The following is a 17,920-nucleotide window of genomic DNA, read 5'->3' as shown; positions in this document are numbered from 1 at the left end:
GCAGGCCACCGTCGACCGGGCAAGGCCGACGGCGACGCCACCGTGCGCTCCGACCTCCCCGAGAGGCCCCGCATGACGCGTACCCGGACGACCCGCACCGCCCTGCTCGCCGCCACCGCCGCCGGTGCCCTCGCCGCCGGCACCCTGACCACCGTGGTCGCCTCGGCAGCCGCCGCCGGCTGCCGGGTCGACTACCGCGTGACCAACCAGTGGGGTGGCGGCTTCGGCGCCGACGTCGCCGTCACCAACCTCGGCGACCCGGTCACCGGCTGGACCCTCACCTGGTCCTTCACCGCCGGCCAGCAGGTGACCCAGGCGTGGAACGCCACGGTCACCCAGTCCGGCGACCGGGCCACCGCCCGTGACGTCGGCTACAACGCCGCGATCGGCACCGGCGGCACCGCGACCTTCGGCTTCAACGCCTCGTGGAACGACGCCGGCAACCCGGCCCCGGCGAGCTTCGCGCTGAACGGCACGACCTGCACCGGCGCCACCACCCCCACCACCGCGCCCGGGACGACACCCCCGCCCACGACACCGCCACCCACCACGCCCCCGGCCGGGGCCAAGCAGGTGGAGGACCTCGACCGGGGGTTGATCAGCGTCCGCTCCGGCAACGGGAACCTCGTCTCCTGGCGGCTGCTCGGCACCGAGACCTCCGGGGTGGCGTTCAACCTCTACCGCGGCGCCACGAAGGTGAACGGCGCGCCGATCACCGGCGCCACCAACCACCTCGACAGCGGGGCCGCCGCCGGGGCCTCGTACACCGTGCGGGCCGTGGTGAACGGCACCGAGCAGGCCGCGTCCGCACCCGCGCTCCAGTTCGCCAACGGTCACCTCGACGTGCCGATCCAGCCGCCGGCCGGTGGCACGACCCCCACGGGTGAGGCCTACACGTACGCCGCGAACGACGCCTCCGTCGGTGACCTCGACGGCGACGGTCGCTACGAGATCGTGCTCAAGTGGGACCCGTCCAACGCCAAGGACAATTCGCAGAGCGGCTACACCGGCCCGGTGTTCGTCGACGCGTACACCCTCACCGGCACCCGGCTGTGGCGCATCGACCTCGGCCGTAACATCCGGGCCGGCGCCCACTACACCCAGTTCCAGGTGTACGACTACGACGGCGACGGCCGCGCCGAGATCGCCATGAAGACCGCCGACGGCACCCGCTCCGGCACCGGCCAGGTCGTCGGGTCCTCCTCCGCCGACCACCGCAACTCCAGCGGCTACGTCCTCGCCGGCCCCGAGTACCTGACCATGTTCGACGGCCGTACCGGCGCGGTCCTCTCCACCGTCAACTACGACCCGCCGCGCGGGAACGTCTCCTCCTGGGGCGACAACTACGGCAACCGGGTCGACCGGTTCCTCGCCGGCACCGCCTACCTCGACGGCCAGCGTCCATCGCTGATCATGGCGCGGGGCTACTACACCCGCGCGGTCATCGCCGCCTGGGACTTCCGTAACGGCACCCTCACCAGGCGGTGGACGTTCGACTCCAACGCCAGCGGCAACGGTGCCGCGCACGGCCAGGGCAACCACAACCTCTCCGTCGCCGACGTCGACGCCGACGGCCGCCAGGAGATCGTCTACGGCGCGGCCACCATCGACGACAACGGCCGGCTGCTCCACTCCACCGGCTACGGTCACGGGGACGCCCTGCACGTCGGTGACCTCGACCCGGCCCGCGCCGGCCTGGAGGTCTTCAAGGTCGACGAGGACGCCAGCAAGCCCAGCTCGTACTTCGCCGACGCCCGTACCGGTCAGATCATCTGGTCCACCCCGGCGTCCGGCGACAACGGCCGGGGCGTCTCCGGCGACATCTGGGCCGGCAGCCCCGGAGCCGAGTCCTGGTCGTCGGCCGCCAGCGGGATCGCCAACACCCGGGGGCAGAACGTCGGACGCAAACCGTCCTCGGCGAACTTCCTCGCCTGGTGGGACGGCGACCCGGTCCGCGAGCTCCTCGACGCCACCCGGATCGACAAGTACGGCACCAGCGGCGACACCCGGCTGCTCACCGGTAGCGGCGTCGCCGCCAACAACGGCACCAAGTCCACCCCGGCACTGTCCGGCGACATCCTCGGCGACTGGCGCGAGGAGGTCGTCTGGCGAACCAGTGACAACACCGCGCTGCGCATCTACAGCACCCCGACGCCGACCGGCACGCGGATCCACACCCTGATGCACGACCCGCAGTACCGGACCGCCGTCGCCTGGCAGAACACCGCCTACAACCAGCCGCCGCACCCGAGCTTCTTCATCGGCGACGGCATGACCACCCCGCCAGCCCCGAACGTCTACCCGCGCTGACCCGCCCTCCCGGTGTCCCGCCCGCCCCGTCCGGGCGGCGGGACACCGGGGGAGCCGCCCGGTCGGTCCGGTGGCCCACCCGTTCCCCGGGAGGGCGTCGGGTCAGTCCGCGCGCCGCAGGCCGCCGGCCACCTGCTCCGCGATCAGCTCGAACGAGCGCACCCGGTCCGCGACGTCGTACACCAGCGTGGTCAGCATCAGCTCGTCGGCGCGGGTCCGCTCCAGCAGCGCGCCGAGCTGCCGGCGTACCGTCTCCGGAGACCCCTGCGCCTGGCCCTCCCCGCGCTGCGCGACGAACTCCCGCTCCATCGGGGTGTACGGGTACGCCGCCGCCTCGTCCGGGCTGACCAGGGGTTCCGGCCGCCCGGAGCGGAGCTTCAGGAACGACAGCGCGGCCGGGGCGGCCAGCCACCGGGCCCGCTCGTCGGTCTCCGCGCAGACCGCGTTCACCGCCACCATCGCGTACGGCCGGTCCAGCCACCGCGACGGCCGGAAGTTGCGTCGGTACAGCTCCAGCGCCGGCTCGGTGTTCGCCGCGCTGAAGTGGTGCGCGAACGAGAACGGCAACCCGAGCGCCCCGGCCAGCTGCGCGCTGAACCCGCTCGACCCCAGCAGCCAGATCGCCGGCTGCTCACCCTGACCCGGCGTCGCCACGATCGGGCCCGGTCGTTCCCCGCTGAAGTAGTTCATCAGGTCGGCCAGTTCCCGGGGGAACCCCTCCGCCGACAACCCCTCCATGGTCCGCCGCAACGCCAACGCGGTCCGCTGGTCGGTGCCCGGCGCCCGGCCGATCCCCAGGTCGATGCGGCCCGGATGCAGCGCCTCCAGGGTGCCGAACTGCTCGGCCACCACCAGCGGCGCGTGGTTGGGCAGCATCACCCCACCCGAGCCCAGCCGGATCGTCGAGGTGTGCGCCGCCAGGTGCGCGATCAGCACCGCCGGCGCCGAACTGGCGATCGCCGGCATGTTGTGGTGCTCGGCCACCCAGAACCGGTGGAAGCCCAGCTCCTCGGCCCGCCGGGCCAACTCGGTGGTGTGTCGCAGCGCCGCCCCGGCGGACGTCCCCGCCGCGACCGGAGCAAGATCAAGAACAGACAACGGTACGTCGATCACACGCCTGACCAACCCGGTTCGCCCCCGCCTTGTTCCTGCAAGGGCCCCCTGTTGCCGCTTTTTGCCGAGCAAGGGTCCCCTGCTGCCACCTCGGCCCCAGCCTGCCACCCGTTCCGTGCGACCGCTGCCGTCTCAGCCCAGCCCGCGTACCTGTTCGAAGATCAGGCTCGTGTGCGTGTGCTGCACCGCCGGATCCACCGCCAGGTGATCCAGCACGAAGTCCCGCAACGCGTCCCCCGACGCCGCCCGCACATGCAGCACGTAGTCGTCCACCCCCGCCACGTGGAACACCGACACCACCCCCGGCAGCCGCACCGACCGGGCCCGGAACGCGTCCACCGCGGCCCGCTCGTGCGCGGTCAACCGCACCGACACCAGAGCCTGCAACGGCAGCCCCACCGCCGCCGGATCCACGTCCGCGTGGAACCCCCGGATCGCCCCACACTCCCGCAAGGCCCGGACCCGGCTCAGGCATGTCGACGGCGCCACCCCCACCCGCTCGGCGAGCGCGTTGTTCGGGATCCGCCCGTCCCCGGCCAGCACGGCGAGAATCGCCCGGTCGGTGTCGTCGAGGGCGGCGAAGCGCCGTACATCATTCGGTGCGACTGGCATCCATACATGATCCACCGAACATCCGTCGACAGGCGTGCAGCGACACAGAATCTTCTACGGATCTCTTGCCTGTCGTCACCGGGATGTTCGAGGCTTCCGCCATGCCCTCCCTGGACACCCGGGCCGTGCACGCCGGCCGCGACGATCTCACCGGCCTCGGCGTCCACGTCCCACCCATCGACCTCTCCACCACCAACCCGCTGCCCTCGGTGGACAGCGGTGGCGAGGCCTACGAGACCCTCGCCACCGGCGAACCTCTCCCACCCGGCGGCAACGCCGTCTACCAGCGCCTCTGGAACCCCACCGTCGCCCGCTTCGAGACCGCCCTCGCCGAACTCGAAGGCACCACCGACGCCGTCGCCTTCGCCAGCGGCATGGCCGCCCTCACCGCCACCGTGCTCGCCGCCACCCGCGACGGGAAACGTCACCTCGTCGCCGTCCGGCCCCTCTACGGCGGGACCGACCACGTGCTCGCCGGCGGCCTGCTCGGCACCGAGGTCACCTGGGCCCGTCCCGACCAGGTCGCCGCCGCCGTACGTCCGGACACCGCCCTGGTCGTCGTCGAGACCCCCGCCAACCCCACCCTCGACCTCGTCGACATCGCCGCCCTCGCCACCGCCGCCGGCGGTGTCCCGCTGCTGGTCGACAACACCGTCGCCACCCCCGTGCTCCAGCAGCCCGTCCGGCACGGGGCGGCCCTCGTGCTGCACAGCGCCACCAAGAGCATCGGCGGGCACGGCGACGTCCTCGCCGGTGTCGTCGCCTGTGACCGCGGCTGGGCGGCCCGGCTGCGCCAGGTCCGTGCCCTCACCGGCGCCGTCCTGCACCCGCTCGGCGCGTACCTGCTGCACCGGGGACTCCAGACCCTCCCGCTGAGGGTCCGCGCCCAGCAGGCCGGCGCGGAGAAGCTCGCGGCCTGGCTCGCCGCCCACCCCCACGTCGCCCGCGTCCACCACCCCAGCCTCGACGACCCCGCCGGGCTCGTCGGCCGGCAACTGCGCGGCACCGGCAGCCTGCTCGCCTTCGAGGTACGCGGCGGCGCGCCCGCCGCCTCCGCCGTCGCTGCGGCCTGCCGGCTGATCACCCACGCCGTCTCCCTCGGCGGCGTCGACACCCTGATCCAGCACCCGGCGTCGCTCACCCACCGCCCGGTCGACGGCCCGGCCAAGCCGCCCGCCGGGCTGCTCCGCCTCTCCGTCGGTCTCGAGGACCCGGAGGACCTGCGCGCCGACCTCGCCCAGGCGCTCGACTCGGTCGACGGCCGAAAATTCTGAAGCGGCGGTGGTAGTGGGACGCCCCTCCCGTTCGTCACCCACCTGACGGAACCCTCGTTGTCCCGGACCGGCGAACCCCGTTCGTCACCGGTGCCGACGAAGACCGAGAGGAGAGCGACCATGGACCCGGTCACCACGAGCGCCACCGACACCGCGAGGAGAATCGCCCGATGAGGTACCTGATGCTGGTCTGCACCGACCCGGACCACCAGCCCGGCCCGGACGACGCCGTCCCGGACGTCGAGGACTGGGTCACCGAGATGGACGGTAAAGGCGTCCGGCTGATGGGCAGCCGGACCCGGCCGGCCAGCGACGCCACCACCGTCCGGGTCCGTGACCGCCAGGTGCTGCTCACCGACGGTCCGTACGCCGAGACCAAGGACCAGATCGCCGGCTTCGACATCATCGAGTGCGCCGACCTCGACGAGGCCGTCGAGGTGGCGTCCCGGCACCCGATGGCGTGGCGAGGGAAAATCGAACTCCGCCCGTTCTGGACCGACGACGAGGACTGACCACGGAAACGGACGACGCCGGTGCCGGCTGAGTTGACCGAACGCATCGCCGGCATCTACGCCGACGCGTGGAGCCGGATCGTGTCCACCATGATCCGGCTCACCGGCGGCGACTGGCACCTGGCCGAGGAGTGCGCCCAGGACGCGTTCACCCAGGCCCTGCGGAAATGGCCGGAATCCGGCATACCCGACCAGCCGCTGGCCTGGCTGACCACCACCGCCCGAAATCGCGCGATCGACCGGATGCGCCGCGCGTCGACCGAGGCCGCGAAACTACGGGAGCTGGCCGCGACAGGCCCGGAGCCGCCGCCCTACCGCAGCGACAGCGACATCCCGGACGAACGCCTGGAACTCGTCTTCACCTGCTGCCACCCGTCGCTGAACCTCGACGCCCAGGTGGCGCTGACCCTGCGCAGCCTGACCGGCATGAGCACCGCCGAGATAGCCCGGGCGTTCCTGGTGCCGGAACGCACCATGGGCCAGCGCCTCTTCCGCGCCAAACAGAAGATCGCTCACGCCCGCGTCCCGTTCCGGGTGCCGCCGGCGCACCTGCTCCCGGATCGGCTGCCTGCCGTCCTTCACGTGCTCTACCTGCTGTTCAACGCCGGCTACGGCGACCCGGAGAAGGCCCGGCTGAGTCGGGAGGCCATCCGGCTCGCCCGAGTGCTGACCGCCGCGCTGCCCGACGAACCCGAGGCGCTCGGCGTGCTCGCCCTGATGCTGCTGCACGACGCCCGGCGGGATTCCCGTACCGACGCCGCCGGTGGCCTGGTCACCCTGGCCGACCAGGACCGCTCGCGCTGGGACCGGGAACGGATCGCCGAGGGCGTCGCCCTCTGCGAACGCGCCCTGCGCCACCGGCGCGCCGGACCGTTCCAGCTCCAGGCGGCCATCGCGGCGTGCCACGCCACCGCGCCGGTCGCGGCCGACACCGACTGGCCACAGATCGTCGGGCTGTACGACCACCTCGCCCGCGTCGCCCCGAGCGTGATCGTGGACCTGAACCGGGCCGTCGCGGTCGGCATGGCCGACGGGCCGGATGTGGCGCTGCCCCTGGTCGACGCGATCGCCGCCACCGGGCAGCTCGACGGTTACCACCTACTGCACGCCACCCGCGCCGACCTGCTGCGCCGCGCCGGCCGGACCGTGGAGGCGGCGGACAGTTACCGGGTGGCGCTCGACCTGGCCCCCACCGACGCCGAGCGCCGGTTCCTGCGCGGCCGGCTGGGCCTCTGCTGACAGCTGTGGCTCCGCTGCAGCGGGGCGCGAGCGGCCCCGCCCGGTCGGCGTGCCGACCCGGTCAGGACTTCGGGCCGACGTACCGGTCGAGCAGGGCGACCGCCGCCCGCCGGGCCACCGACAACGAGTTGCGGCGGTTCATCCGCCAGGCCACGCCGAGCAGGTCCAGCGCGTCCTGGCAGAGGCCCATGATGTCGGCCGACTCGTTGGCGAACAGGTACCGGGGATAGACGTACTCCCGCCCGCAGGCGGTCACCCGGTTGGTCACCCGGCAGCCGTCGGAGTGGAACAGGCCCCGGACGAAGTCCCCGGCGTGCGCCGCGACGATCTCCCGCTGCCAGTCGGCGAGCACGATCGGCCGCTCGTGCTTGCGACCCGGCCCGTGCTGTGGCAGCAGACACGTCCAGTGCCTGCCACTGCTCTCGACCGAGACGCAACCCTGCTTGGGAATCCGTTGCACCCGCGCGGCGAGCACGGCGAGCATCGCCCGCTCGCAGGCGGCGATCAGGCCGGGATAGGCGTCGGAGCAGGCGATACGGAGGACCGGGGTCCTCGTCGACGTCACGAGATGCCCGTCGCCGAGGTAGAGACCCAGCAGATAGGCGTAGGCGTCCGGGGCCGCCGGAGGGCGCGGGGCGGGCGAGCAGCGGAAACAGCGCAGGGCTGTGCCGAACACGGCCGGTTCGGGTCGATCCACGCACCAGTGCCAGACGGTGCTGTAGGGGAGCGAGAGGTCCCGCGCGACCGATCGGATGGTGTGCCCGCGGGAGCGGAGTTCGCGGACGCGGGCACGTGTCTCAGAAGAGTGCACGCCGTTACTATCGAACGGGCGTACGACAGGTTGTGCCCCCGGTGGGATTCGAACCCACACTGTATGGATTTTGAGTCCATCGTCTCTGCCGTTGGACTACAGGGGCCTTCCTTGGTTCGGCCCCATGAGAGTACCCACTACGCTAATGGCTGCGACACCCGGCCAGGCGGGTGTCGGGTTCAGACTGGTGGGAGTTGGACTGGTGGCCGAGACGCAGACGGATGCCGAGCGCAGGCGCGTGCTGATCGCCGAGGATGAGGCGCTGATCCGACTCGATCTGGCCGAGATGCTCGTCGAGGAGGGCTACGAGGTGGTGGGGGAGGCCGGCGACGGCGAGACCGCCGTCCGGCTCGCCGAGGAGCTCAAGCCCGACCTCGTCATCCTCGACATCAAGATGCCGATCATGGACGGTCTGGCCGCGGCCGAGCGGATCGCCGGGGCCCGGATCGCGCCGGTGATCATCCTCACCGCGTTCAGCCAGCGGGACCTGGTCGAGCGGGCCCGGGCGGCCGGCGCGATGGCGTACCTCGTGAAGCCCTTCCAGAAGAGCGACCTCGTGCCGGCGGTGGAGATCGCCCTCTCCCGCTACTCGGAGATCGCCGCGCTGGAGGCCGAGGTCGCCGGGCTGACCGATCGCTTGGAGATCCGCAAGACGGTGGAGCGCGCCAAGGGCGCGCTGATGAGCACGTACAACATGAGCGAGCCGCAGGCCTTCAAGTGGATCCAGCGCACGGCGATGGACCACCGGATGACCATGAAGGAGGTCGCCGAGCGGATCCTGACGGAGACCTCGGGTGGTGAGGCGGCGCCGTCCCCGTCGTGACCGTGGCGGTGTCGGGGCCGCCCCGGCGGGGGCCGGACCGATAGCATCTCGTCCATGTCTCGCCGGCGCGCGGTGGCGCTGCTCGCTCTGGTCGCCGTGCTGCTGTCCGGCTGCGGGCGGTCGCCGGGCCGGGAGGCCGACGTCGCCGTCCGGCCGCTGGCGCTGGCCTGGCAGCCGCTGACCCTGCCCGCGCCGTCGGGGCCGCCCGGTCGTCTGCTGGTACGCGACGCGGTCGCCTGCGTCGACCGGTGGTACGTGGTGGGTGCGGTCGCCGACGCGGCCGGCGACACCCGGCCGGCGGCGTGGTCCAGTCCGGACGGTGTGACCTGGACGGCCATGCGGTTGCTGCCGATGTCGCACTACGGCCGGCAGCACGTGCTGTACTCGGTGGCCTGCCGGGACGGCCGGGTCGCCCTGGTGGGGGCGAAGAGCGGCGGCGCGCACGGCAATCCGCGGACGGCCACCTGGCGGCAGTCGCCGGACGGGGCGCTGACCGAGGTGGCCGCCCCGTTCGAACTGTTCGGCGGGCCCCGGGCGGTGAACGTGGCCCGGATCGCGGCCGGCCCGTCGGGCTGGCTGATCGCGGGCAGCCGCCGGGACGGCGCGGCGGTCTGGTCGTCGGCCGACGCCGACCGGTTCGCGCTGCGTGAGGGGGTGGCCGAGCTGGCCGGCGACGATCGTGGTCGTACCTCCGCCCACGACGCGGTGGCCGGGCCCTCCGTCGGCTGGTTCGTCGCCGGCTCCCTCCTGCCCACCGGTGGGACTTCTCTGCTGCCGGTTGCCTGGACCTCCTCCGACGGGGTGACGTGGCGTCGGTGGCTGCTGCCCGCCGGGTCCGGCGACGGTGGTCAGGCGCAGCGGGTGACCCGGGTGGGCGCGGCCGTGGTGGTGGCCGGCTCCCGCGGCGACGGGTTCGGCGCGTGGCGGTGGGACGGGGCGGGCTGGCGCGAGGCGGGCGCGTTCGGCGCGGCGGCGGGGCCCGGGGTGGCCTGGGTGGACGGGCTGACCGTGGCCGGGGGGCAGGTGGTCGTGGTGGCCGGGGACGGCGGCGGGCACGGAATGTGGATCTCGCCGGACGCGGGCGACTCGTGGCGGCCGGTGGGATTGCCGGCGGTGGTGCCCGACGGCGGCGACTCGGCGGTGGCCGTGGCGGGTGCCGGTGACCGGGTCGTCCTGGTGGCCGACGACGGCGGTTCGTCCCGGGTCTGGTCCGCGCGGATCGGCGACGTCGGCCGGTAGCTCCCCAGGTCGGCGGGTCGCTCCGGCACACAGGTCGGGAGTGGCACGCGATACGTGAAACGGCCACTCTTACAGTTATCGTCTTTGATTTACCACGGTCTGTAACGGTTCGGTCAACGACAACTGCCGGGTCTTACGTCACAGCTCAGCGTGGGATAACGTCCCGCCCCAGACCGGCGACGACGGTCTGGTTCGTCCGCCCCCGCAAGAGCCAGTTTGAAGCGGGTGGTTCGGGCCATGGGACTGAGGAGGGTTCGGGCCTTGAGGCAGAAGCTCGCACGCGTGATCGGCGGCGTGGCCATGATGGCGCTCGTCGCAGGTGGTGCCGCGTGCTCCAGCGGTAGCGACGACGCCGCGTCCGGTGGGGACGCGTGCGGCAACAAGATCGCGTTCTTCGGCGCGTTGACCGGTAGCTCCGCCGCGCTCGGCATCAACGAGAACAACGGCGTGAAGCTCGCCGTCGAGCAGTACAACAAGGCGAACGCCGACTGCAAGGTCGAGCTCGTTCCCCTCGACTCCCAGGGCAGCCCGGACCAGGCGCCTGGTCTGGCGCAGAAGGCCATCGACGACGAGAAGCTCCTCGGCATCGTCGGCCCGGCCTACTCGGGTGAGTCGGAGGCCGCCGGCCCGCTGTTCAACGAGGCCGGTCTGGTCACCATCACCCCGTCGGCCACCAACCCGACGCTGGCGAAGCAGAACTGGAAGACCTTCTTCCGCGCGGTCGGCAACGACCTGAGCCAGGGCCCGGCGGCCGGCAACTACATCAAGAACGTCATCAAGGCCGAGAAGGTCTACGTCATCGACGACCAGTCGGCGTACGGCGCGGGCCTGGCCGACGAGGTCAAGAAGGTCCTCGGCGCGGCGGTCGTCGGCTCGGACAAGGTCCAGGGCGAGGGCAAGCAGGTCGACTTCTCGGCCGTGGTCACCAAGGTCAAGGCCGCCGGTGTGCAGGCGATCTTCTACGGTGGCTACTACCAGGAGGCCGGCCTGATCCGTAAGCAGCTCACCGCTGCCGGGGTCACCGCGCCGCTGGTGGCCGGCGACGGCGTGAACGACGCCGCCTACATCACCTCGGCCGGTCAGGCCGCCGCCGAGGGCACCATTCTCACCTGCCCGTGCCAGCCGGCCACCGAGGCGCGGGGCAACTTCATCGCGGACTACAAGGCGCTCAACGGCACCGACCCGGGCACCTACAGCGACACCGCCTACGACGCGGCGAACATCCTGCTCGCCGGCATCAAGGCGGGCAAGACCACTCGTCCGGCGCTGCTGGAGTTCGTGAAGGGCTACAGCGGCGAGGGCGTCGCGGCGAGCTACAAGTTCGTCGAGGGCGGCGAGCTCGACCCGGCGCAGGTGAAGGTCTGGGCGTTCAAGGTCACGGGCGGCAAGGTCGTCCCGGACCAGGAGGTCCCGAAGTCCTGACGGCCGGTCGCTGCTACAGCGGTTGATTCGTGATCGCGGGTGCGGCCGGGAGCTCGCTCCCGGCCGCACCCGAACTGTTTCCAGACCTGATGGAGCGTCCCTCCCTTGGACTTCGACGGCCTGTTCTCCAACTTCGGAGAACTCACCACGACCGGCCTGACGCAGGGCGCTATCTACGCCCTGGTCGCGCTGGGGTACACGCTGGTCTACGGCGTGCTGAGACTCATCAACTTCGCCCACTCCGAGGTGTTCATCGCCGGTGCCTTCGCGGCGCTGTGGACGTGGGGCGCGTTCGGCCTCAACCAGGACTCGGTGGTGACCGGGTTCGGCTCGATCGTGTTCTACCTGCTGGTGGCATTGCTGGCAGCGGCGGCGGCCTCGGCGCTGACCGCCACGGTGATCGAGCGGGTCGCCTACCGACCGCTCCGTCAGCGTAACGCCCCGCCGCTGGCATTCCTCATCACCGCCATCGGCGCGTCGATCGCGATCGCCGAGGCGTTCGGCATCTACACCCGCCGGCTCCCGCAGGGCATCCCGATCATCGTCAAGAACGACACGGTCTTCTCCATCGCCGGGGTGCCGATCACCAAGGTGCAGATCCTGACCGTCGTCGCCGCGCTGGCGATGATGATCGCTCTGGACTTCTTCATCAACCGGAGCCGGATCGGCCGCGGTATCCGGGCGGTGGCCCAGGACCCGAACACCGCCGCTCTGATGGGCGTCAACAAGGACCGGATCATCCTGATGGTCTTCATCGTCGGCGGTGCGATGGCCGGTGCCGCCGGCCTGCTCTACGACGTGCGGATCGGGAACTTGACCTACAGCGTCGGCTTCCTTCTCGGGCTCAAGGCGTTCACCGCCGCCGTGCTCGGCGGGATCGGCAACCTGCGCGGCGCGCTCGTCGGTGGTCTGCTGCTGGGAGTGGTGGAGAACTACGCCTCGGGCCTGTTCGGCTCGGAGTGGAAGGACTTCGCGGCGTTCGCCGTCCTGGTGGTGCTGCTGATGTTCCGGCCGACCGGCCTGTTGGGCGAATCGCTGGGGAGGGCACGGGCATGACGACCGTTCTGGAGCGGGTGCGCTCCGGCCGTCAGGCGGCCGGGGAACGTTGGCGGGACATGCCGCGCTGGGTGCGCTGGGCGGTCCTGGCCGCGGTGATCGTGTTCTTCTACGCGTTGCCGAACAAGGAGTTCTACCAGTACCTCGGGCCGATCCCGACCACCGGATCGAACTTCACCCAGGTGCTCTTCACCGTCTCGATCTACGTGCTGCTCGCCGTCGGTCTGAACATCGTGGTCGGCTTCGCCGGTCTGCTGGACCTCGGCTACTTCGGCTTCTTCGCCGTCGGCGCGTACACGGTGGCGGTGCTGACGTCGCCGGGCAGCGACCTGAAGACGCTCTGGCCGTGGCTGCTGGCGGTGCCGTTCGCGATCGGCCTGACGATGATCTCCGGCGTCATGCTCGGCACCCCCACCCTGCGACTGCGCGGCGACTATCTGGCGATCGTGACCCTCGGCTTCGCCGAGATGATCCGGATCTCCGCGGTCAGCTCGGAGTTCCTCAAGGGGCAGCGGGGCTTCAACCAGATCCCGCACCCGCCGGGACAGTACGCCGACGGCCGGCCGTTCTTCGGCGTGCTGGACGCCCGGCCGTACTACTGGCTGGTGCTGACCCTGATCATCCTGGTGGTCATCGGGGTGCGGAACCTGGAGCGCAGCCGCGTCGGCCGCGCCTGGGTGTCCATCCGGGAGGACGAGGACGCCGCCCAGCTGATGGGTGTGCCGACGTTCAAGTTCAAGCTGTGGGCGTTCGCCGCAGGCGCGGCCATCGCCGGCCTGGCCGGGGCGCTGTTCGCCGGTAAGCAGAACTTCGTCAACTCGCAGAACTTCGAACTGCTCAACTCGATCATCATCCTGGCGGCGGTGATCTTCGGCGGCTCGGGGAACATCTTCGGCGCGATCGTCGGCGGCGGCCTGGTCGCGTACATGATCGAGCGGTTCCGCGGCATCGAGCTGTTCGGTGTCGAGCTGTACGAGTACCGGTTCCTCTTCTTCGGTCTGGTCCTCGTCATCATGATGATCTTCCGGCCGGAGGGTCTGATCCCGAACCGACGACGAGCGGCGGAGTTCAAGGATCGCCGCAAGGAGGTGACCGTCGGTGAGTGAGACCGAGCAGAAGCCGGTCGTACCGGCGCAGGCGACCGCGCCGGCCGCCGAGACGCTGCCGAACCGCGAGCCGCTGCTGGAGGTCGACAACGTCACGCTCCGCTTCGGTGGCGTGGTGGCGCTGGACAAGGTCGACTTCACCCTCTACAAGGGTGAGATCCTCGGCCTGATCGGCCCCAACGGCGCGGGCAAGACCACCTGCTTCAACGCCATGACCGGTATCTACCAGCCGACCGAGGGGCAGATCCGGTTCCGGGGCGAGAAGATCAGCGGCAAGAAGCGACACCAGATCACCCAGATGGGCATGGCGCGGACGTTCCAGAACATCCGCCTGTTCCCGGAGATGACCGCCCTGGAGAACGTGCAGGTCGGCGCGGACGCGCATCACAAGACCAGTGTGATCTCGGCGCTGTTCCGGCTGCCCCGGCACCGCCGGGAGGAGCGCGAGGGCCGGGAGAAGGCCGAGCGGCTGCTGGAGTTCGTCGGCATCCCGCACCGGCTGCACGAGTACGCCCGCAACCTCTCCTACGGTGAGCAGCGGCGGTTGGAGATCGCCCGGGCGCTGGCCACCGACCCGGTGCTGCTCTGCCTGGACGAGCCGGCCGCCGGCTTCAACCCGGCGGAGAAGGAGGAGCTGCTCCAGCTCATCCGGCAGGTCCGGGACAAGGGCGTGACCGTGCTGCTGATCGAGCACGACATGCGGCTGGTCATGGGCGTCACCGACCGGATCGTGGTGCTGGAGTTCGGGAAGAAGATCGCCGAGGGGCTCCCCGTCGAGGTGCGGGAGAACCCGAAGGTGATCGCGGCGTACCTGGGGGTGCCGGACGATGCTGCTTGAGATCGAGGACATGAGCCTGCTCTACGGGCGGATCAAGGCGCTGCACGGCATCAGCCTGACCGTCGACGAGGGCGAGGTCGTCGCGCTGATCGGCGCCAACGGCGCCGGCAAGACGACCACCATGCGGGCCATCTCGGGCATCCGGCCGATCGCGTCCGGGCGGATCCGGTTCGCCGGCGAGGACATCTCCAAGCTCCGGGCCGACCTGCGGGTGCGGCGGGGGCTGTGCCAGGCGCCGGAGGGCCGGGGCATCTTCCCGGGCATGACGGTGCTGGACAACCTGGACATGGGCGCGTACACCCGCCGGGACCGGGCCGGCATCGCGCAGGACCTCAACCGGGTGCTGGAGCTGTTCCCGCGCCTGGCCGAGCGGCGCAAGCAGGCCGGCGGCACGCTCTCCGGCGGTGAGCAGCAGATGCTGGCCGTGGGGCGGGCGCTGATGAGCCGGCCGAAGCTGCTGCTGCTGGACGAGCCGTCGATGGGTCTGGCCCCGATGCTGATCCAGCAGATCTTCTCGATCATCACGGAGATCAACCAGCAGGGCACCACCATCCTGCTCGTGGAGCAGAACGCGCAGCAGGCCCTGGCCCGGGCGCACCGTGCGTACGTGCTGGAGACCGGCCGGATCGTCAAGAGCGGTACCGGCACCGAACTCCTGCACGACCCGGCCGTCAAAGAGGCGTACCTCGGCGTGGCCTGACCGGCCCGTCACCCCTCATTTTCCAAGGAGCCCACACATGTTCAGGACCAACGGAGGCCGCCGCGCGCTGCTCGGCGCCGCCGGCGCGGTGCTGCTCACCCTCCCGCTCGCCGCGTGCGGCGAGAAGGAGGAGACCGGGAACGAGCCCGGTTCCGGTCCCTCGGTCACCGCGTCGGCCGACGCGGCGCTGGCTGCCAAGGTGCCGGACGCCATCAAGGCCGACGGTGTGATCAAGGTCGGTACCGACTCCACGTACGCCCCGGCGGAGTACCTCGACACCGACGGCAAGACGGTGATCGGCTTCGACATCGACCTGTTCAACGCGGTGGCCCAGAAGCTCGGCCTCAAGGCCGAGTACGAGTCCGCTCCGTTCGACTCGATCCTGCCCGCGGTCTCCTCCGGCAAGTACGAGATCGGTGTCTCGTCCTTCACCATCAACGCGGACCGGGTGAAGAGCGTGCACATGATCAGCTACTACTCGGCGGGCACCCAGTGGCTGGCCAAGTCGGGCACCACGCTCGACATCGAGAACGCCTGCGGCAAGAAGGTCGCGGTGCAGACCGGCGCGGTGCAGGTCGACGACCTCAACGCCCGGTCGAAGAAGTGCACCGACGCCGGCAAGCCGGCGATCACCATCGACCAGTACCAGAACCAGAGCGACGCGACCGCCGCCGTGGTCAGCGGCAAGAACGACGCGATGCTCGCCGACTCGCCCGCCGTGGCGTACGCGGTGAAGCAGAGCAACGGCCAGCTCCAGCTCGTCGGGGACATCTACGAGTCGGCCCCGTACGGCTACGCGGTCAACAAGGAGCAGCAGGCCTTCGCCGAGGTGCTGAAGGAGGCCGTGCAGGCGGTCATCGCCGACGGCACGTACGAGGCGGCCCTGAAGAAGTGGGGCGTCGAGGGCGGCGGCATCAAGACCTCGGCCCTGAACCCGACCAGCTGACCATGTCGGTCGGAACAGAACCAACCGAACGGGCACGGCCGGAACCCATCCGCGCCGTGCCCGTGCGGCGTCCCGGACGGTGGATCGCGGTCTTCGTCATCGGGGTGCTGGTGGCCATGTTCGTGCACCTGCTGGTGACGAACAAGGCGTTCAACTGGTCGTTCATGGTGGACGAGATGTTCCGCCCGGCGATCATCGAGGGTCTGCGGGGGACCATCGCGCTGACCGTGTTGGCGATGCTGATCGGCGTGGTGCTGGGCATCGTCGTCGCGATCATGCGGCTGTCGGAGAACCCGATCCTGCGCGGCGTCTCCTGGGTCTACACCTGGTTCTTCCGGGCGGTGCCCCGGCTGGTGCTGGCGATCCTCTTCGGCAACCTGGGCATCCTCTGGTCCCGGATCGAGGTCGGGCTCCCCTTCGACCGGCAGCTCGGCGCGCTCTTCGGCGTGGACGACTTCGAGGCGCGGCTCTTCGGCTTCTCCGCCGTCGACATCCTCACCGGTTTCGTCGCCGGCATGCTGGCGCTCGGCCTCTCCGAGGCGGCGTACATGGCGGAGATCGTCCGGGCCGGTATCCAGTCCGTCGACGAGGGGCAGACCGAGGCCGCTCAGGCGCTCGGCCTGCGCCGGTCGCAGATCCTGCGCCGGATCGTGCTGCCCCAGGCGATGCGGGTGATCATCCCGCCGACCGGCAACGAGACCATCGCGATGCTCAAGGACACCTCCCTGGTGGCCTTCGTGCCGGTCTCCACCGAGCTGTTCTTCCAGCTCCGGGGCGTCGGCACCCGGACCTTCCAGGTCTTCCCGATGTACGTGGCGGCGTGCCTGTGGTACCTGCTGCTCACCAGCGTGCTGCTGGTCGGGCAGTACTACCTGGAACGGCACTTCTCCCGGGGCGTCGGCCGCAGCGCGCGGGCGAAGACCAGACTGCGCGGGATGACCGCCGAGACCGGCGGCCGGACCGGGGAGGTGGTGAAGGGTGACTGAGGCGACCGCGAAGCAGTCCGACGGCGACGCCGTCCAGACGTCTGCCGGTACGGGGACCGACCTGATGGTCCGGGCCGAGCAGGTGCACAAGTCGTTCGGGTCGGTCGAGGTGCTCAAGGGCATCGACCTGGAGGTGCGGTCGGGCGAGGTGTGCTGCCTGCTCGGGCCGTCGGGCTCCGGGAAGTCCACCTTCCTGCGCTGCATCAACCACCTGGAGAAGATCAACGCCGGCCGGATCTGGGTGGACGGCGAGCTGATCGGCTACCGGGAACGCGGCGGCAAGCTGCACGAGATGCGGGAGAAGGAGGTCGCCGCCCAGCGCCAGGCCATCGGCATGGTGTTCCAGCGGTTCAACCTCTTCCCCCACATGACCGTCCTGGAGAACGTCGTCGAGGCGCCGGTGCTGCTCGGCCGGGAGAAGAAGGCGGCGGCCCGGGAGCGTGCCGCCGCGCTGCTGGACCGGGTCGGGCTCAGCGACAAGCTCGGCAACTACCCGGGCCAGCTCTCCGGCGGCCAGCAGCAGCGGGTCGCCATCGCCCGGGCGTTGGCCATGCGGCCGAAGCTGATGCTCTTCGACGAGCCGACCAGCGCGCTCGACCCGGAGCTGGTCGGCGAGGTGCTCGACGTGATGAAGGACCTCGCCCGCGACGGCATGACGATGATCGTGGTGACCCACGAGATCGGCTTCGCCCGGGAGGTCGGCGACTCGCTGATCTTTATGGACGGCGGGGTCGTGGTCGAGTCCGGTCCACCCCGGGAGGTGCTGGCCAACCCCCGGCACAGCCGCACGCGGGACTTCCTGGCCCGGGTGCTGTGACGCGGGTGCCGCGGCGGGAACCTCCCGTCGCGGCACCCGCACACCGCGGCGGGAACCGGCCGCCGCGGCGCCCGCAGCGCACGGCGGGCCGGTCGCACCGGGCGCTGTCGGGGGTA

General features: G+C 71.0%; 17 protein-coding genes and 1 tRNA gene. 14 read left to right on the top strand and 4 right to left on the bottom strand.

Annotation, left to right across the window (positions count from 1 at the left end; all coding sequences use genetic code 11):
• Positions 1-72: 72 nt before the first annotated feature.
• Positions 73-2,310 carry a cellulose binding domain-containing protein gene (locus ACIBJE_RS16595; protein ID WP_396748968.1) on the top strand — a complete coding sequence of 746 codons (2,238 nt, stop codon included), beginning with the start codon at positions 73-75 and terminating at the stop codon, positions 2,308-2,310.
• Between the two features lie 102 nt (positions 2,311-2,412).
• On the opposite strand, the gene ACIBJE_RS16590 is transcribed toward ACIBJE_RS16595, so the two are convergent.
• Positions 2,413-3,423 carry an LLM class flavin-dependent oxidoreductase gene (locus tag ACIBJE_RS16590; protein ID WP_396748965.1) on the bottom strand — a complete coding sequence of 337 codons (1,011 nt, stop codon included), beginning with the start codon at positions 3,421-3,423 and terminating at the stop codon, positions 2,413-2,415.
• Positions 3,424-3,555: 132 nt separating this feature from the next.
• On the bottom strand, positions 3,556-4,035 hold the full coding sequence (locus ACIBJE_RS16585; protein ID WP_396748963.1) for an Lrp/AsnC family transcriptional regulator: 480 nt from the start codon (positions 4,033-4,035) through the stop codon (positions 3,556-3,558).
• A gap of 83 nt (positions 4,036-4,118) precedes the next feature.
• Here ACIBJE_RS16585 and ACIBJE_RS16580 point away from each other — a divergent pair, with 83 nt between their 5' ends.
• The 3 genes from ACIBJE_RS16580 to ACIBJE_RS16570 all read left to right on the top strand — a co-directional run bounded on the left by ACIBJE_RS16580 (position 4,119) and on the right by ACIBJE_RS16570 (position 7,060).
• Positions 4,119-5,309 (top strand): trans-sulfuration enzyme family protein, encoded by a 1,191-nt coding sequence (locus tag ACIBJE_RS16580; RefSeq protein WP_396748961.1) that lies wholly within the window; start codon positions 4,119-4,121, stop codon positions 5,307-5,309.
• 170 nt (positions 5,310-5,479) lie between these two features.
• Complete coding sequence (locus ACIBJE_RS16575; RefSeq protein ID WP_396748959.1) at positions 5,480-5,821, top strand: YciI family protein; 342 nt, start codon at positions 5,480-5,482, stop codon at positions 5,819-5,821.
• A gap of 21 nt (positions 5,822-5,842) precedes the next feature.
• Positions 5,843-7,060 (top strand): RNA polymerase sigma factor, encoded by a 1,218-nt coding sequence (locus ACIBJE_RS16570; protein WP_396748957.1) that lies wholly within the window; start codon positions 5,843-5,845, stop codon positions 7,058-7,060.
• Positions 7,061-7,121: 61 nt separating this feature from the next.
• Here ACIBJE_RS16570 and ACIBJE_RS16565 read toward each other — a convergent pair whose 3' ends face one another.
• The gene (locus ACIBJE_RS16565) at positions 7,122-7,757 is read right to left on the bottom strand and encodes a transcriptional regulator (protein ID WP_396748955.1); all 636 of its coding nucleotides are present in this window, start codon (positions 7,755-7,757) and stop codon (positions 7,122-7,124) included.
• Between the two features lie 147 nt (positions 7,758-7,904).
• Positions 7,905-7,977: transfer RNA gene (locus tag ACIBJE_RS16560), tRNA-Leu, on the bottom strand.
• A gap of 96 nt (positions 7,978-8,073) precedes the next feature.
• On the opposite strand from ACIBJE_RS16560, the gene ACIBJE_RS16555 reads away from it, so the two are divergent.
• From ACIBJE_RS16555 to ACIBJE_RS16510, 10 genes are all read left to right on the top strand, one after another.
• Positions 8,074-8,694: an ANTAR domain-containing response regulator gene (locus tag ACIBJE_RS16555; protein ID WP_396748952.1), complete on the top strand. Its 621-nt coding sequence runs from the start codon at positions 8,074-8,076 to the stop codon at positions 8,692-8,694.
• Positions 8,695-8,748: 54 nt separating this feature from the next.
• A complete protein-coding gene (locus ACIBJE_RS16550; RefSeq protein WP_396748950.1) occupies positions 8,749-9,933 on the top strand; it encodes a hypothetical protein in 1,185 nt (394 codons plus the stop codon).
• A 261-nt stretch (positions 9,934-10,194) separates the two neighbouring features.
• Positions 10,195-11,355: a branched-chain amino acid ABC transporter substrate-binding protein gene (locus tag ACIBJE_RS16545; RefSeq protein WP_396748948.1), complete on the top strand. Its 1,161-nt coding sequence runs from the start codon at positions 10,195-10,197 to the stop codon at positions 11,353-11,355.
• A gap of 105 nt (positions 11,356-11,460) precedes the next feature.
• Positions 11,461-12,411 (top strand): branched-chain amino acid ABC transporter permease, encoded by a 951-nt coding sequence (locus tag ACIBJE_RS16540; protein ID WP_396748946.1) that lies wholly within the window; start codon positions 11,461-11,463, stop codon positions 12,409-12,411.
• Positions 12,408-13,517 carry a branched-chain amino acid ABC transporter permease gene (locus tag ACIBJE_RS16535; protein WP_396748944.1) on the top strand — a complete coding sequence of 370 codons (1,110 nt, stop codon included), beginning with the start codon at positions 12,408-12,410 and terminating at the stop codon, positions 13,515-13,517. The genes ACIBJE_RS16540 and ACIBJE_RS16535 overlap by 4 nt, the downstream gene beginning before the upstream one ends.
• The gene (locus ACIBJE_RS16530; protein WP_396748942.1) at positions 13,510-14,355 is read left to right on the top strand and encodes an ABC transporter ATP-binding protein; all 846 of its coding nucleotides are present in this window, start codon (positions 13,510-13,512) and stop codon (positions 14,353-14,355) included. The genes ACIBJE_RS16535 and ACIBJE_RS16530 overlap by 8 nt, the downstream gene beginning before the upstream one ends.
• Entirely contained in the window at positions 14,345-15,055 is a 711-nt protein-coding gene (locus tag ACIBJE_RS16525) for an ABC transporter ATP-binding protein (RefSeq protein WP_088982987.1), read from the top strand. Before ACIBJE_RS16530 ends, ACIBJE_RS16525 begins: the two co-directional genes overlap by 11 nt.
• A gap of 37 nt (positions 15,056-15,092) precedes the next feature.
• Entirely contained in the window at positions 15,093-16,001 is a 909-nt protein-coding gene (locus ACIBJE_RS16520) for an ABC transporter substrate-binding protein (protein ID WP_396748940.1), read from the top strand.
• A gap of 2 nt (positions 16,002-16,003) precedes the next feature.
• On the top strand, positions 16,004-16,987 hold the full coding sequence (locus tag ACIBJE_RS16515; protein WP_396748938.1) for an amino acid ABC transporter permease: 984 nt from the start codon (positions 16,004-16,006) through the stop codon (positions 16,985-16,987).
• A gap of 64 nt (positions 16,988-17,051) precedes the next feature.
• Positions 17,052-17,804, top strand: coding sequence for an amino acid ABC transporter ATP-binding protein (locus ACIBJE_RS16510; RefSeq protein ID WP_396749253.1), 753 nt, complete (start codon positions 17,052-17,054; stop codon positions 17,802-17,804).
• Positions 17,805-17,920: the final 116 nt, after the last annotated feature.

It is taken from the genome of Micromonospora sp. NPDC050187, assembly GCF_044459745.1.
Lineage (GTDB): Bacteria > Actinomycetota > Actinomycetes > Mycobacteriales > Micromonosporaceae > Micromonospora.
Note: the sequence above shows the minus strand (reverse complement) of the source record. Positions and strands in the feature narration are given on the sequence as shown.